The following is a 15,339-nucleotide window of genomic DNA, read 5'->3' on the forward strand; positions in this document are numbered from 1 at the left end:
GCCGATGGGCTTGCGCGATTTACCAGCGGTGCATCGGCTGATTGGTTTGCTTGCAGAAGTCTTCCCCGATGTGCCTGCCCAATGGTTGCTTGAGGCAGCACGAGCCAGCCTTGAGCAGGCCCGTCAAACGTTGCGGGCTGGCAATGCCCAGCCATCAATCGCCCAGATTGTGGCTCATGCTGAGCACTTACTTCGCCAACGCCAACAGCTGCCATTGCGCCCGGTTATCAACGCGACTGGCGTGATTGTGCATACCAATCTTGGGCGGGCGCCACTGAGTGCTGCCGCGCAACAAGCAATCATCAGCGCCAGCGCTGGCTATAGCAACCTCGAATACGATCTGGCACAAGGCGAACGTGGCTCGCGCAATAGCTTGTTGGAGCCGCAACTGCAACGCTTGACTGGGGCTGAAGCGGCGTTGGTGGTTAATAATGCGGCGGCGGCCATGCTGCTTTGTTTGAGTTGTTTTGCCCAAGGCCGCGAGGTGATCGTGAGTCGCGGCCATGCGGTTGAAATTGGCGGTGGCTTTCGGATTCCCGATATTTTGCGCCAAAGTGGCTGCACGTTGGTTGATGTTGGCACGACCAATCGCAGCTATTTGCACGATTACACAGCGGCGATCACCAACCAAACCGCAGTGTTACTCCATGTGCATGCCTCGAATTTTCAAGTGCTTGGCTTTACCCACGAGCCAAGCGTGGCCGAATTGGCCCAAGCCGCCCATGCGCAGCAAAAACTCTTGATTTGCGATCTTGGTAGTGGTGCATTGCTAGATACCCAAGCCTTTGGCTTGGCAGCTGAACCAACTGTTCAGCAACTGATTAACGATCAAGCAGATTTAGTGGTATTTAGCGGCGATAAATTGCTTGGCGGCCCGCAAGCAGGCCTAATTGTGGGCAAACGCAGCCTGATCGATCAATTGCGCAAACATCCCTTGCTGCGAGCACTACGAGTTGATAAATTGACGATTGCCGCCTTGAGCGCAACCCTCATGGCCTATGAAACCCAGCGTGCTAGCCACGAAATACCAATTTGGCGCATGCTTGGCTGTTCGCTTGCTGAACTTGAACAGCGTGCACTCCCGATGCTGGCCGAGTATCCTGCTGCCCAACTTGTGGCAACTCATGCTACCATTGGCGGAGGTTCGCTGCCTGGCTCAAGCCTGCCAAGCCGAGGGCTTGCGCTTGACGGCGCTGCTGAGGCTTTGAGCGCCCACCTTCGTGCCAACGACCCACCCATTGTTGGCCGAATCCATGCGCAGCGCCTAATCCTTGATCTGCGGACTGTGCTACCAGAGCAGGATGCAGTGATCGTGGCGGCGTTAGCAGCCCTCAATTCAGCTTAACCCGTCATAGAGAGGGACGCAATCGATGACTTCTGATCAAGCTGCAACGTTGTTAGAGACAGCGGTGGCGGCGTTATATGCTGGCGACCGACGCAGCGCACGTATTTACCTGACCCAAGTTTTAGCGCTTGAACCCTATCACGAGCAAGCCTTGCTTTGGTTGAGTGGCGCGGTGGAGCTGCCGGCCCAACAAATTGCCTGCTTAGAGCGGGTTTTGGCGATTAATCCCTATAATCATGTGGCGATTCGTGGTTTGGCCCAGTTGCGCGCTAGCGTTGATGCGCCAGTTGTTGCCGAGCCAGAACGCGCGCCTTGGCAGCCGCCCGAGCCATTGAGTTTAAGCCAACTGGCCGAGTTGCCAGTTGCCTGTTATGCCTGCGATGCCCAATTATATGCCAGTGCTACCTTTTGTTGGCGTTGCCATGTGGCAGTGCGCTGCTGTGCCAACTGTGTTTTTCGGCCCTACACCGAATGCAAAGTAGAGCAAGCAATTCAATCGGAGCAAAGCCCCAATTGCTGCCCGTGGTGGCGGCCAATTTAAAGCATGGCTTTTGACTTCTCTGGTTCATAATGCTAGCATGGCGGCTATCTGAAATGATTGTTTATAGCAGCAATGAGGCAGAATGCGATTATCAACCAAAGGTGAATATGGCGTGCGCGCATTATTTGATTTGGCTCAACACTATGGCGAGGGCTTGGTGCAAAGCCACGATATTGCTGAACGCCAAGCAATCTCCGAAAATTATCTCAATCAATTATTAATCGCATTGCGCAAGGCTGGCCTCATTACCAGTGTGCGTGGCCCGCAAGGTGGTCATCAATTGGCGCGACCACCCCAAGCGATTAGCTTGCTTGATGCCATTTTGGTGTTGGAAGGCCCACTCTTGCCAACCCCCGAAGGTGCTAGCCTCGATACCTTCGATGCAGGTTTGCTGGGCGAAGTTTGGGGCGAATTACGCGCCGTGATCGAAGCACATCTTAGCGAAATGACGATTGCTGATCTCTGCCAACGCAAACACCAGCAACTCGATTCACCGATGTATTATATTTAGGGGCCGGTTGGTGGGGATCGGGGGTCGGAAGATTGGTGCAGAACCAGCAATTCTTTGTATTTATTGATGTGCTCAATCATGCGATTGCGCAATAATTCTAGGCTGGACCAAACTAGACATACCAATCCCCAGCCCCCAAACCCCGATCCCCATTTAGTTTTAGGGAGCGTTCATGGCTTCGCCAACATTTGAACAAGTGCAAGCATGGGCTGCGGCTGGCTACACCCAATGTGCAGTCTACCGTGAGTTAGTCGCCGATTTGGAAACGCCAGTTTCGGCCTATTTGAAGGTCGCTCAGGGCCACTATAGTTTCTTGCTTGAAAGTGTTGAGGGTGGCGAGCAAATTGGCCGCTATTCGTTTATTGGTTGCGAGCCGCATTTAATTATTCGTGGTCTCGGCCAACAAAGTATTATCGAAACTGCCAACGGCGAGCGCACCAGCTACGACGATCTGACGACACTTGATCAATTAGAGCGCTTGGTGGTTGGTTCGCAAAAGGCCAACCCCGCGCCGCAACCCGATTTGCCACGCTTTACTGGCGGGGCAGTTGGCTTTTTAGGCTATGAAACGGTGCGGACGTTTGAACGCTTGCCAGCGCCAACCATGCGCCCTTTGCAAATTCCCGATGGCGTGTGGATGGTGGTCAAAACGGTTTTGGCCTTTGACCATGTGCGCCACACAATCAAAATTATGAGCACCCTGGTGTTTGATCCGGCACATGATTTGGCAACCCAATTTGCCGAAGCGAATAGCGCTATCGAAGCCATGACCAAGAAATTGGTGCGCCCATTGGCTCCCGAAGTCTATAGCTCAAGCGCGGCTTCGCCCAGTTTGCCCGAACTGAACGAAGAATTGCAATCCAATCAATCGTTTGGCGAATTTAGCGCAGCAATTGAAAAGGCGCGTGAATATATTCGCGCTGGCGATATTTTTCAAGTAGTGTTATCGCAGCGCTTTCAGCGTGAAACCGATGCTGAGCCATTCGCGGTCTATCGGGCTTTGCGCACGGTCAACCCATCGCCCTACATGTTCTTTTTGAATGTGCCCGATGCGGCGATTATTGGGGCATCGCCTGAAATGTTGGTGCGGGTTGAAGATGGCATTATTGAAACCCACCCGATTGCTGGCACCCGTCGCCGTGGCCGCGATGCAGATGACGAAGCGCGGATGCAGGCCGAATTGTTGGCCGACGAAAAAGAACGCGCCGAGCATTTGATGTTAGTCGATCTTGGGCGCAACGATGTGGGGCGGGTTTCGTTGCCCGGCAGCGTGCACGTGCCCAAATTTATGCAAATTGAAAAATATTCGCATGTGATGCACTTGGTTTCGGTGGTTAAAGGCACGCTCGATACTGCCCGCTACTCGCCGTTGCACGCCTTGCGCGCCTGTTTCCCCGCTGGCACCTTGACTGGCGCGCCCAAAGTGCGGGCCATGGAGATTATCGCCGAGCTAGAAACAAGCCAACGCGGGCCGTATGGCGGTTGTGTTGGCTACGTTTCGTTTGGCGGTTTATCGCTTGACACAGCGATTACTATTCGCACAATGGTGATTAAAGATGGCGTGGCCTATATGCAGGCTGGCGCTGGGATTGTCGCCGATAGTGATGTTAAATTAGAAGATCTCGAAACGCGCAATAAAGCCGGTTCACTCATCCGCGCTTTGCACGTTGCCGAAATGTTGGAGTTGTAATGTTGGGGATCGGGGATTGGTTGTTGGAGGTCGGGTTAATGTCAAAGTCATTTTAGCCAGTTTGGAAATATTGATTTAAGCTATAAATGACTACTTAATATTGAACCCGATCCCCGATCCCCAATCCCCGATCCCTACGAAACTATGGACGCATACCTTGATATTGAAACAACATGGCAACGCACGATTAGCGTGATTGGCATTTACTTGCCGCAGCGAGGCACGATTCAATTGGTCGGCGCTGGGGTTAGTGATGTTAATTTGTACGCGGCGTTGGCAGGGGTCGAGACGATCTTTACCTTTAACGGTGCCAGCTTTGATTTGCCAATTATTTACAAGGCCTTGGGTGCAGATTTGAAACGCGAGTTTGTGCATTGCGATTTGTTGCGCGAATGTCGGCGCCAGAATTTGCGCGGTGGCCTGAAAATTGTTGAACAAAAGATTGGCATTGCGCGTTCTACGCATGGGCTTGATGGCCGCGATGCCTTGCGGCTGTGGCAAGCATATGAAAGCTATAACGATCAAGCAGCGTTAGATTTACTCTTACGCTACAATCGCGACGATATTATTAACTTGCCACGCTTGCGTTGTTATTTACATAAAGTTAAAGAGCCTGATTTGCACCCGCATGTTACGATTTGGCATGCGTCCGAGCAGTCGTTGCTGTCGCCATTGAGCGACGAGGAGCAGTAGTGGGGCGATGAGCGAACAACCACGAATTCTCAATAATCGCTATCAATTAGAGCGAAAATTAGGCCAAGGCGGCATGGCAACGGTGTATCTTGGGCGCGATTTGCGGCTCAATCGACCAGTTGCAATTAAAGTGTTACACGGCCAATATGCCAGTGACGAACAATTTTTACGCCGCTTTAAGCACGAAGCCGATGCCGCCGCTCAGTTGGGTCACCCCAATATTGTGCGGGTTTACGATATTGGAGCCGAGGGCGATTTTCATTATATTGTGATGGAATACGTCCAAGGTACTGACCTCAAAGAGATTATTGAGTTGCAAGCGCCGTTGCCTGTGCCGCGCACGTTGGCGATTGTGCGCCAAATTGCCGAGGCTTTGCAGGCTGCCCACGATAGCGGCTTGGTGCACCGCGATGTTAAACCGCAAAACGTGCTGATCGATTCCAACGATTATGCGCGCTTGAGCGATTTTGGCATCGCTAAAAGCAAGCAATCATCTGCATTAACCGACCCAGGCACGACCTTTGGTACTGCCGATTATTTGGCACCAGAACAGGCGCAAGGCTTGGGTGCAACTCCGCTTTCCGATGTCTATGCCTTGGGCGTATTGACCTACGAGATGTTGACTGGGCGTTTGCCATTCAGCGGCGATTCGCCGTTGGCAGTGGCCTTGCAACATATTCAAGCAACGCCGCCAGCCTTGCGCAATTACAACCCTTCGATTCCGCCGCAGCTTGAGGCAATTGTGCTCCAAGCAATGGCTAAAGATCCTGCCCAGCGGCCTCAATCGGCGCGGGCATTTGCCGAATTACTGCGACTCTATCGCGAGCGCGGCAATCAAGCAACCATGGCGGTTCCGTCGGCAAATGTAGGCCGTTTGCCTACTACCCAAGAGCCTGCTGATGTGCGCCCACCACGCCAACAACCAGCGCCGCAAGCACGTCCGCGCCAAAACTATGCCCCACCATTGGCTGCCCAACAGCCAGTACCAATGAATCCAAGCACTGAAAAACGCCAGTCGTCTGGCTGTGGCTTGTGGGTTGTGGCAATTTTATTGTTGGTCGGGATTGGCGCCTTGGTCTATGTATTGATGTTTACCGATGTGATGGACTCGATAACCCAAGCTTTTGGTGGCAAGCAAGCGACTCAGGTTGTGCCAACCGGCGAGCCAACACCCGCCCCAGAAATGGTCGAAGTGCCACCATTGGTTGGTAAAAGCGAGAGCGAAGTGCTTGAACTGCTCAAATCGCTCGAATTGGGTGAGCAACGCAAAGCGCCACGCAACGATCTTGCACCTGCTGCAACGGTGATTGAGCAAGATATTGCGCCTGGAACCAAAGTTGCCAAAGGCACAGTTATTCCGTTTACCTTAAGTTTAGGCCCGGCCCAAGTCGAAATTGACGATGTGACGCGCCAACAATTTGAGGTTGCTTCGGATACGCTGACCCGCGCTGGCTTTAAGGTGATCCGCAAAGATGCGCCGAATCAGACAATTCCTGCTGGCTTTGTGTTGAGCCAAAATCCCCCAGCCGGGTTGAAATTGGCTCAAGGCAGCGAGATCGAATTGGTCGTTAGCATTGGCGATATGGTGACATTCCCCGATATTATTGGCCGTAAGCGGGCCGATGCTGAGGCGATTTTGGCTGGGCGTAGCGATTTACGTTTGGATATTGTCGATGAGCAAGGCCCAGATTTGATTCCAAATTTCGATAGTTTGGAGCCTAATACGGTGGTCAGTGCAACCGCCAATGGTCAGCCAGTCGAAAATGGCAATTTTATTCCCCGTAATAGTGTGATTGTGATTGGGGTGCGCCGTCCATAGCACGTTTATCCGCAGTTGCGGCCGTCTACGCTACGCCAAAGGAGAATTCCTATGAGTCTTGAACGATTAGCAGCTTTCGAGCGCCTTGCCAACAACGAGCGTTTGACCGACAACTTGACTGATACAACTGCCAAGGCGCTGTTACGTTGGGCTGAGCAGCAACTTCAGGCTGGAGTTGCCGAAGATGCTGTGCTGCAAGCGGCTCACCAAGCCAATCGCGATGATCTTGTTGATGTGAGTGGGGTTTTGGCGGCGGCGAATGCTGCATTAAATAAAGCTCATACGGCAGTAGTTGCCCATATGATGCCTGCGCCTGATCCTGCTGCCCAAGCTGGTCAGGCTGCCGCCAATGCCTTAAATCAATCAGCGGCAACGATTGCCAGCCAAATGAGTAAACTTGGTCAAAGCGTGCTCAATAGCGCTGGTCAAGCTGCCAGCGACCAAAGCACCATTACCAGCAAACTTAATCGCATTGGCGCAACCTTGGGCGCTAATGCCCGCCCGCGTTCGCATCGGATCAAGCGGCGGCGTGGCTGGCGCGGCTAATTTTGAAGTATGAAGTATGAGGGATGAAGGATGACCCAATTAGGCTATCGGCTATCGGCACATGGAGTGGTATTTCAAACGCTCTAATTGCTTAATGCCAATCGCTAATAGCCTTTTCCATCTCCTTCATGGAGAAAACTCCCGATCCCCAACCCCCAACGACCGATCCCCGATCTCTACTGAAAGGCTGATCTATGGCGCGTAGCAAATCAACGACGAAGCTCAAGCCTTGGCAAATTATCCTGATTCTGCTGATTGCAGGATTGGTGTATTGCTACCAAGAGGGCTATTTTGATCGCTGGCTTGGGCGCACCAGCGATCAGCCGACCAGCGTGGCCCAGCCAACCTTTCCCGCTAATCAGCCTGATGCCAATGCTGTGGCGGCGGCGATTGACCCGAATAAAGCTTCTGTGGCTCAAGGCGCGTGGTATCAGGTTTTCTTCACCCGCCCAAGCTACCCAGAAAAAGCTGCTGGGCGCAAAGGTGGGGTTGATGCAGGCATCATTGCCGATATTGATGCTGCCAAAAGTACGATTTATATTGCTTCATTCGATTTTGATTTGGATTTGATGACCAATGCATTGATTCGAGCCAAAAAACGCAAGGTAAAAGTGCAATTGGTCGTTGATGACGAAAACTTGGTTGCTCCAGAAGTTGCTGAAACGACAGGTCGTTTGGAAGCTGCTAAAATTCCGATTACGTGGGATGAACGCTCAGCTTTTATGCACAATAAAATCGTTGTTATCGACGATTCGATTGTCTGGACTGGCTCGATGAATTTAGTTGTGAACGATGTCTATCGCAATAACAATAATATGCTTCGTTCGCGGGTGCCAGAATTGGTTGCCAATTATCGCCAGCGCTTTCTTGATTTGTTTGCAGGCAAAATGGGCGGCAAAGCACCCAAAAACACGCCGCATCCAGTGATTAAACTTGCTGGTGGCGTGCAAATTGAAACCTATTTCTCGCCAGTTGATAAACCACGCGCCAAAATTGTCAACTATATCAAAAACGCCAAACAATCGGTTAATGTGCTGGCATTTTCGTTTACCGACGACGATACCGCCCAAGCGTTGATCAATCGCCATAAAGCAGGCTTAGAGGTTCAAGTGGTGATGGAAGCGCGGAATGCTGATGGCACTGGCTCGGAATTTGGTATTTTGGAAAAAGCAGGCATTCCAATTTTTCGCGACGCTAATTGTTATATTTTACATAATAAAACAATGGTCATTGATGAAAAAATCGTGATTACCGGTTCGTATAATTTTACTGCTGCTGCTGAAAATAATAACGACGAAAATTTATTAATTATCACTGATCCTGATTTGGCGCGGCATTATTTGGCCGAATTCGATCGGTTGTATGCCCAAGCCAAAAATCCTGCTGGTTGTGGCCGTTAGCGAGTATTCATGCGGATTTTACAAGTTATTCAGCGCTATTACCCCTATATTGGTGGGTCGGAGCAGGTTTGCCAAGTGATTGCTGAACGCTTGGCTGCCGAAGGTCATAAGGTCGATGTTTGGACGAGCAATGCCTGGGATCTTGACCATTTTTGGGCCAGCGGGCGGCGCACCATTGATCAGCCAAACGAACAACACAATGGGGTAGCGATTCGACGCTTTCCAGTGGTTCGCGCGCCTGGCCCAGCCTTGGTCTACCCAATTTTGCGCCGTGCAATGTTGGAATTGGGGCGCTTGCCAGCAACCAGCAACCTGTTGATGGCGCTCAGCCAAATCACGCCGCGCTTGCCAGCCTTCAACCGTGCGCTTAGCCAAATGATCGATCAATTCGACTTGGTTCATGCTGCTAATATTACCTTGGATTTTATGCTGATTCCGGCCTTGAAATATGCCAAGCAAGCCAAGGTGCCGTTTGTGCTCTCGCCCTATGTGCATTTAGGCGTGCCAGGCGATCGCTCGTTAGTGCGCTATTACACGATGCCGCATCACGTTAAATTGATGCAACAAGCAGATCGGGTGATTGTGCAAACGCCGCTCGAAGCCGATTATTTGGCCGATTGCGGGATTCCACGGGCAACACTGCGTTGCATTGGTGTGGGTGTTGAGCCAAGCGAATTAGCTGGCGGCGATGCTGAGCGTTTTCGCCAAGAAACAGGGATTCAACAGCCATTTGTGCTGTATATCGGCACGTTGGCCAAAGAAAAAGGCGCATTTGACCTGATTCGCGCGATGGAGCAGCTTTGGGCCAGTGGCCGCGACGAACATTTGGTGATGGTTGGCACGCCGATGGCCCATTTTGAGCAGCTTTGGGAGACGCTCGATCCTGCCAGCAAGCAACGGATTCATGTCTTTGCCCGGGCGCCGCAACAACGCAAACGTGATGCATTAGCGGCGGCAAGCCTGTTTGCCATGCCATCGCGCACCGATTCGTTTGGCATTGTCTACCTTGAGGCGTGGTTGTATCGCTTGCCCGTAATTGGGGCACGGGCTGGCGGCGTTCCGGCGGTGATTCGTGACGGCGAAACCGGCTTATTGGTCGACTATGGCAATGTTGCTCAATTAACCAGCAGCTTAACCAAACTCCTGAACGAGCCAGCCCTTGCCCAGCAGCTTGGCCAACGCGGCTATGCGCAAACCCTAGCCGAGCTAACCTGGGAGCATAAATATGCCCAAATTCGCGCGGTCTACGAAGAATTAATTTAGAACAGAGAGCATAGAACATAGGATGTAGTGGTTATGAATCAGTAGTCAGGATTCAGGGATGAGGTTTAACGCAGAGGCGCAGAGCAAATAATTATGAAGGATGAGGGATGAAGATAGTTTTAACCACGAAGAGCACGAAGAGCACGAATGTTGAGTTTGTTGGAAACTTAGAATGTATTTAATTTCAGAAAACTGCTTAACGGAATCTTAGTGATCTTCGTGCTCTTCGCGGTTGCATGCTTCGTGGCTTTTGGAGATCAAAACTGATCCCCGACAACCGATCCCTAAAAAAGAAAGGCATATCAATGGAACATACAACCGCAACGTTTACTGGGGTGCACAACACCACAATTTTTTATCAAACATGGCGCCCAGCTACGCCTAAGGCAACGGTGGTGGTGGTGCATGGCTATGCAGAGCACAGCGGGCGCTATCGGCATGTGGCCGAGGCTTTAGTTGCTGCCAACTACAGCGTTTGGGCGCTCGATCATCGTGGTCATGGCCAATCGCAAGGCAATCGGGCGACCGTCAAACATTTTGAGGAGTTTGTCAACGATTTGGCGAGTTTTGTGCGTTTGGTGCGCGATAAAGAGCCAAATGGGCCGTTATTTATGCTTGGCCATAGCATGGGTGGCTTGATTAGCACGCTCTATACTTTGGAATATGGCCACAATCTGCATGGCTTGGTACTGACTGGCCCAGCTTTCAAAGTCGATGCTAAAACACCAAAAGCTGTGGTTAAAGTTGGTGCGTTTATTAGCAAATTCCTGCCTCAACTGCCAGTTGCGCCGTTTGATCCCCAATGGAACAGCCGCGATCCGCAGGTTGTCGAGGCCTTCAAAGCAGATGCGTTAAATTATAAAGGTGGGATCAAAGCCCAAATGGGCACAGCGATGATTAACGCAACACGGGTGATCGATCAACGGGCTAGCGAAATTAGCTTGCCAGTGCTGATGTTGCAAGGCTTAGATGATCGTTTGGTTAGCCCTGAGGCGGCAATTCACGCCTTTGGCCTGTTTAAATCGCAGGATAAAACCTTGCACACCTACCCAGGCTTGTATCACGAAGTGCTGAACGAGCCAGAACAAACCACATTAATTCCCTTGATTGTCGAATGGCTTGATGCGCATATTGGCTAAGTTTGGCCATATTTCAAGCCATTCCAAAGTAGCTTTGCGCTGTTGCGAACTAAGCGCTCCGAATCAATTGCGCCTTGTTGCGAGGTAATTTGATCTTGGAGCGCGAGAGTTGCCAAGCCATGCACCGCCGCCCACGCCGTGAATGCTAATTGCCGCAGCTCGCCTGCGCCAATCAGGCCTGCTGCTTGGCCGCGTTGAATTGTGCCTACCAACACCCCAAAGCTGGCTTGGGCTGCCGCATGGGTTGCTGGATAGTGCAAGCGATCAACCCCAGAAACCCCAAACATTACCCGAAATAAGGGCGCATTGTGCAGGGCAAATTGCACATACGCAATCCCACATTGAAAAAATTGCTCGCGTGGATCTGCACTGTGCTGCATCACCTCAGCTTCCACAAAGGCCTTCAATTGCTCAAACCCGGCGCAGGCTAAGGCCGCCACCAAGGCCTCTTTATTGGGGAAATGGCGATAGGCCGCCGCATGGCTTACCCCCGCCTCACGACTAATCGCCCGTAAACTGAGCGTTTCAAAGCCTTGGCTGGTCAGCTGTTGCTTGGCAATGGCCAACAGCGCTTGGCGCAAATCGCCATGATGATAGCGTTCTTCAAGCATTCAATACCTCTATGTTGACAGTGGTAACATTGCTGATTACACTACTTGATAGTGATGTAAACAGCGGTACGTTGACAGTTTTTAGGGGGAACATATGCCAACTCAAACAATCAAACTTCCATGGCAAGCGCGCTTGCTGCGCAATGGGCTTGGCGGCCTGAGCTATGTTGCGCCACAGCTTGCAGGGCGCATGGTGCTTAAGCTTTTTCTCCAACCACGGCGGGCGGCCGCCAACAAAAGCTCCAAATTTCTCCAATCGGCTCAGCGCTTGCAGGTTGAGCATAAGGCGCTACGCTTGCAGGCTTATCGCTGGGGTGTTGGGCCGCGCAAAGCCCTGCTAGTGCATGGCTGGGAGCACGACGCACGGCGCTGGCATGCCTTGGCTCCGCGTTTGGTTGCGCTTGGCTACGAAGTTACCGCAATCGATGGCCCAGCCCACGGTGCTTCCGAAGGCACAACCACCAGCATTCCCGATTTTAGTGCAGCGTTGGCCGCAACCGTGCAGCAACTTGGCCCCTTCGATCTACTTATTGCACACTCGTTTGGGGCAGCTTGTAGCGCATGGATGCTTGGCATGCTGGGCGTTCCACAGCCGCAACGGGTTGTGCTGATGGGCGCGCCGACCAGTGGCGAATATATGACTGGCGCATTTGCCGATGGCTTTGGCCTATCGCAACGCCTAAAACGCTTATTCAACCAAGCCTTACAGCACGAATTTGGCCAGCCAGCAAGCTATTATGCCATGAAATCGATGCCAACCGAGCATTTACCGCCAGCCTTAATTGTGCACGATCGCGATGATCTGCGGGTTGATTTTCGTTATGGTCAAGAATTGCAGCAGCATTGGCCCAACTCAGAACTTTTGGCTACCAGCAAACTAGGACATAGCGGCATCCTGCATTCGACAGAAGTACTAGATAAGATCGTGACCTTTGTGGGAGGCGCAGATCACCCTAGATAGCGGACACTAAAGCGATCAGCAAATACTAAACCGAGGAGGCACGGAATGGGCACAGATGTGTATGTGGATCAGGATGAAACGACCAGTGACCTACAGCAAAAAATCATCGCCTTGCGTGCCCAGATCTCCATTTATGAACAAATTTTGGATACGATTCCAGATTTGATTCTCTACAAAGGCCCTGGCTCGCACATTCGCTACGCCAATCGGGCCTTTCGCGAATATTATGGGATGAATGAGCAGCAGCTGCAAGATGTGATTGATGCTGAATTCAACCAACCAAGCTATACCGAGCAATATGTGCGCGATGATGCTCAGGTTTTTGAAACTGGTGAGCCGTTGCTGATTAGTTCCGAGCCAGTCACGCGGCATAATGGCGAGGTGCATCTTTTTTCGACGACCAAGCATCCAATTCGTAACCAAACAGGCGAAATTATTGGCACGGTTGGCATCTCACATGATCTCAGTAGCGATGTTGCTGCTTCGGCAGCCTTGACAGAAAACGAAGCCCGTTTGCAACGAATTATTCAAAATGTGCCCGGCATGGTTTATCAATTTTTGCTCGAACCAGACCACACCATGCACTTTCCCTTTGTCAGCACTGGTAGCCGCGATATTTATGGCCTTGAGCCAGAAGCGATTATGCGCGATGCTAGCATTGTGACTGAGGCGGTCAATCCAAGCGATCGGGTTCGCTTCCAAGAAGCTATTATGGAATCGGCGCGCACGCTCGAACCATGGCGTTGGGAAGGTCGGGTGTATATCGATGGGCGAGAAAATTGGCTGCAAGGGGCGTCGCGGCCAACTCGCTTGATCAACGGGGCAATTCTGTGGGATGGCTTGTTGCTGAATATTACTGAGCAAAAGCAGGCCGAAGCTTTGTTGGGGCGCTTTGATACGATTTTGAGTTCGACAAACGATATTGTGGCAATTGCTGATCTTGCTGGCAAGATGCAATATCTCAATCCAGCGGCGCGCCGTTTATTAGCCATTGAGCCAACAGATCCCGTCGATCAATTAACTTGGCACGATCTGCACCCAGCCAAAGCCGAGCAGCAATGGCTGGCCAAAACCTTGCAACATGCTCAAGTTCATGGCTCGTGGATGGGCGAGCATGAGCTTAAACCAGCCCATGGTCAACGCTTGCCAGTGATGTATCAAATGCTTTGCCACTATGATGTTGATCAACAGCCAAGCTTCTTTTCGATAATTGCCCACGACATTAGCGACCAAAAACAGGCAGAGGCTGAGCGTCAACGCTTGCACGAAGAAATTATTCGGACCCAACAACAAGCCCTGATTGAACTCTCGACGCCGCTGATTCCAATTGCCGACACGGTGGTGCTGTTGCCCTTAGTTGGCAGCGTGGATACTGCCCGCGCCCAGCAATTTATGGAAACCTTGCTCGAAGGTGTGCATATCAACAAAGCCCAAATTGCCATTGTTGATGTGACTGGCGTTCCAGTGATGGATACTCAAGTGGCGGGCTTATTGATTCGGGCAGCTAACAGCGTTCAACTACTAGGTGCCCGCGTAATTATCACGGGCATTCGGCCTGAATTGGCCCAAACTCTGGTTACTTTGGGGATTGATTTCCGCTCGATTATGACGCATAGTAGCCTGCAACAAGGAATTACCTATGCGATCAATGTGACTCGTGGGCAGCAACTCAATGTGAGGCATCGCGGCAATTGATCGTCAGCTGCTAAGGAGCGATCATGCGCGTACTCCATTCGTTGAGCGACCTCTCGTTGGCGTGGCTGATTGAGCACCTACAGCCGTGGTTGGGCGCTGGCACGATTCGCCATTTTCAGCTGATCGAGGAACATACAGCCAATTCACAAATTGGCCATATTCAATTGCAATTGTTTCGCACGCCGCTCAAAGCGCCACGCCAACTTGTGCTCAAAATTACCCATGATCACCATGGTGCGCATGAAGTCGCAATTTATGAGTATGCGAAAAACAATGATCTGTTGCATTTGCCATTTGTGGCTTGCTATGCTGCTGGCTACGAGGCTGCCTCTGGGGTTGCCAATTGTTTGCTCGCTGATTTGAGCGAAACCCATGAGCCTGCGATTGAGCGTAAAGCCTTAATTGCTGGCGAGAGCGTGCCGAAAGAGCAGCGCCGCTTTATGTGTATTGATGCCTTGGCCCAATTGCATTCCTCGTGGTGGGAAGCAGCACCCCTCGGCCAAGCAGCTTCTGCCTTCGCGCTACGCTGGTGGTATAGCGATGCAATGGCGCATGCTCAGCACGTTCAACGTCGGCAGGACGAATGGCAGCAATTTCTCTCCCGCCATGGCTCAATTCTCAACGGCGCGTTACATGATCGTCTAACTACAACGTTAAATGCCTTGCCAACCCTTTGGCAACGCTGGCTTGAGCCACGAGTTGGCAGTTCTAAGCAATTAACCCTTTCGCAAGGTAATTGCTCCTTCAACCAATTTTTCTGCCCCAAAGACCCGCATGCAGAAGATGCTTATCTGTTGGATTTTGGTGCTGCTTCGGCCAACTTGCCAACCTACGATTTGGTCTATCTGCTGGCCACGTTTTGGAATCCAACTCAACGTGCTTTGGCTGAAGAGCAATTGTTGCGGCGTTATTTGGCAGGCTTGATTGGCGCGGGGATTAATTATTCGTGGCAGCAGCTGTGCAACGATTATCGCTTGATGTTGGCCTATATGCTGTTTGACCCAATTTGGAATGCAGTCGCTGGCGCTGATCAGGCCTATTGGTGGCCGAAACTGCAATGCCTCGCCGCTGCCAATGATGAATGGCAGTGCGAGCAGTTGTGGCAGTAGCCAAGAACAGAGAGCA

14 protein-coding genes are annotated in these 15,339 nt (G+C 51.6%); 13 read left to right on the top strand and 1 reads right to left on the bottom strand.

What is annotated here, in order from left to right:
• The first annotated feature begins 4 nt into the window (after positions 1 to 4).
• The 10 genes from selA to SE18_RS06095 all read left to right on the top strand — a co-directional run bounded on the left by selA (position 5) and on the right by SE18_RS06095 (position 10,947).
• Positions 5 to 1,345 (top strand): L-seryl-tRNA(Sec) selenium transferase, encoded by a 1,341-nt coding sequence (gene selA / locus SE18_RS06050; protein ID WP_054533535.1) that lies wholly within the window; start codon positions 5 to 7, stop codon positions 1,343 to 1,345.
• Between the two features lie 25 nt (positions 1,346 to 1,370).
• Complete coding sequence (locus SE18_RS06055; RefSeq protein ID WP_054533536.1) at positions 1,371 to 1,886, top strand: tetratricopeptide repeat protein; 516 nt, start codon at positions 1,371 to 1,373, stop codon at positions 1,884 to 1,886.
• An 82-nt stretch (positions 1,887 to 1,968) separates the two neighbouring features.
• Positions 1,969 to 2,397 carry an RrF2 family transcriptional regulator gene (locus tag SE18_RS06060; RefSeq protein ID WP_054533537.1) on the top strand — a complete coding sequence of 143 codons (429 nt, stop codon included), beginning with the start codon at positions 1,969 to 1,971 and terminating at the stop codon, positions 2,395 to 2,397.
• A gap of 172 nt (positions 2,398 to 2,569) precedes the next feature.
• Positions 2,570 to 4,087 carry an anthranilate synthase component I gene (gene trpE, locus SE18_RS06065; protein ID WP_054533538.1) on the top strand — a complete coding sequence of 506 codons (1,518 nt, stop codon included), beginning with the start codon at positions 2,570 to 2,572 and terminating at the stop codon, positions 4,085 to 4,087.
• Positions 4,088 to 4,231: 144 nt separating this feature from the next.
• Positions 4,232 to 4,780, top strand: a complete 549-nt coding sequence (locus SE18_RS06070) for a ribonuclease H-like domain-containing protein (protein ID WP_054533539.1) — start codon at positions 4,232 to 4,234, stop codon at positions 4,778 to 4,780.
• 7 nt (positions 4,781 to 4,787) lie between these two features.
• A complete protein-coding gene (gene pknB / locus SE18_RS06075) occupies positions 4,788 to 6,599 on the top strand; it encodes a Stk1 family PASTA domain-containing Ser/Thr kinase (protein WP_054533540.1) in 1,812 nt (603 codons plus the stop codon).
• A gap of 51 nt (positions 6,600 to 6,650) precedes the next feature.
• On the top strand, positions 6,651 to 7,145 hold the full coding sequence (locus SE18_RS06080; protein ID WP_054533541.1) for a hypothetical protein: 495 nt from the start codon (positions 6,651 to 6,653) through the stop codon (positions 7,143 to 7,145).
• 194 nt (positions 7,146 to 7,339) lie between these two features.
• On the top strand, positions 7,340 to 8,545 hold the full coding sequence (locus tag SE18_RS06085) for a phospholipase D-like domain-containing protein (protein WP_054533542.1): 1,206 nt from the start codon (positions 7,340 to 7,342) through the stop codon (positions 8,543 to 8,545).
• Between the two features lie 9 nt (positions 8,546 to 8,554).
• Complete coding sequence (locus SE18_RS06090; RefSeq protein WP_054533543.1) at positions 8,555 to 9,808, top strand: glycosyltransferase family 4 protein; 1,254 nt, start codon at positions 8,555 to 8,557, stop codon at positions 9,806 to 9,808.
• A gap of 305 nt (positions 9,809 to 10,113) precedes the next feature.
• On the top strand, positions 10,114 to 10,947 hold the full coding sequence (locus SE18_RS06095) for an alpha/beta hydrolase (RefSeq protein WP_054533544.1): 834 nt from the start codon (positions 10,114 to 10,116) through the stop codon (positions 10,945 to 10,947).
• Here SE18_RS06095 and SE18_RS06100 read toward each other — a convergent pair.
• Positions 10,944 to 11,558 carry a TetR/AcrR family transcriptional regulator gene (locus SE18_RS06100; RefSeq protein ID WP_054533545.1) on the bottom strand — a complete coding sequence of 205 codons (615 nt, stop codon included), beginning with the start codon at positions 11,556 to 11,558 and terminating at the stop codon, positions 10,944 to 10,946. The two genes, SE18_RS06095 and SE18_RS06100, sit on opposite strands and share 4 nt — an antisense overlap.
• Positions 11,559 to 11,652: 94 nt before the next feature.
• Between SE18_RS06100 and SE18_RS06105 the strand changes: the two genes are divergently transcribed.
• Genes SE18_RS06105 through SE18_RS06115 form a run of 3 tightly spaced genes read left to right on the top strand, consistent with a single transcriptional unit; the run spans position 11,653 to position 15,323 of the window.
• On the top strand, positions 11,653 to 12,519 hold the full coding sequence (locus tag SE18_RS06105; protein ID WP_054533546.1) for an alpha/beta fold hydrolase: 867 nt from the start codon (positions 11,653 to 11,655) through the stop codon (positions 12,517 to 12,519).
• Positions 12,520 to 12,564: 45 nt separating this feature from the next.
• A complete protein-coding gene (locus SE18_RS06110; protein WP_054533547.1) occupies positions 12,565 to 14,214 on the top strand; it encodes a PAS domain S-box protein in 1,650 nt (549 codons plus the stop codon).
• A 23-nt stretch (positions 14,215 to 14,237) separates the two neighbouring features.
• On the top strand, positions 14,238 to 15,323 hold the full coding sequence (locus SE18_RS06115; RefSeq protein ID WP_054533548.1) for a phosphotransferase family protein: 1,086 nt from the start codon (positions 14,238 to 14,240) through the stop codon (positions 15,321 to 15,323).
• The last annotated feature ends 16 nt before the right edge of the window (positions 15,324 to 15,339 follow it).

The organism is Herpetosiphon geysericola, from assembly GCF_001306135.1.
In the GTDB taxonomy this organism is placed as follows: domain Bacteria; phylum Chloroflexota; class Chloroflexia; order Chloroflexales; family Herpetosiphonaceae; genus Herpetosiphon; species Herpetosiphon geysericola.

Coding starts and splice junctions, on each gene's coding strand:
- SE18_RS06115 (WP_054533548.1), top strand. CDS start 14,238: ATGCGCGTACTCCATTCGTTGAGCGACCTCTCGTTGGCGTGGCTGATT.
- SE18_RS06085 (WP_054533542.1), top strand. CDS start 7,340: ATGGCGCGTAGCAAATCAACGACGAAGCTCAAGCCTTGGCAAATTATC.
- SE18_RS06110 (WP_054533547.1), top strand. CDS start 12,565: ATGGGCACAGATGTGTATGTGGATCAGGATGAAACGACCAGTGACCTA.
- SE18_RS06055 (WP_054533536.1), top strand. CDS start 1,371: ATGACTTCTGATCAAGCTGCAACGTTGTTAGAGACAGCGGTGGCGGCG.
- SE18_RS06060 (WP_054533537.1), top strand. CDS start 1,969: ATGCGATTATCAACCAAAGGTGAATATGGCGTGCGCGCATTATTTGAT.
- selA (WP_054533535.1), top strand. CDS start 5: ATGGGCTTGCGCGATTTACCAGCGGTGCATCGGCTGATTGGTTTGCTT.
- SE18_RS06090 (WP_054533543.1), top strand. CDS start 8,555: ATGCGGATTTTACAAGTTATTCAGCGCTATTACCCCTATATTGGTGGG.
- SE18_RS06105 (WP_054533546.1), top strand. CDS start 11,653: ATGCCAACTCAAACAATCAAACTTCCATGGCAAGCGCGCTTGCTGCGC.
- SE18_RS06095 (WP_054533544.1), top strand. CDS start 10,114: ATGGAACATACAACCGCAACGTTTACTGGGGTGCACAACACCACAATT.
- SE18_RS06070 (WP_054533539.1), top strand. CDS start 4,232: ATGGACGCATACCTTGATATTGAAACAACATGGCAACGCACGATTAGC.
- SE18_RS06100 (WP_054533545.1), bottom strand. CDS start 11,558: ATGCTTGAAGAACGCTATCATCATGGCGATTTGCGCCAAGCGCTGTTG.
- trpE (WP_054533538.1), top strand. CDS start 2,570: ATGGCTTCGCCAACATTTGAACAAGTGCAAGCATGGGCTGCGGCTGGC.
- SE18_RS06080 (WP_054533541.1), top strand. CDS start 6,651: ATGAGTCTTGAACGATTAGCAGCTTTCGAGCGCCTTGCCAACAACGAG.
- pknB (WP_054533540.1), top strand. CDS start 4,788: ATGAGCGAACAACCACGAATTCTCAATAATCGCTATCAATTAGAGCGA.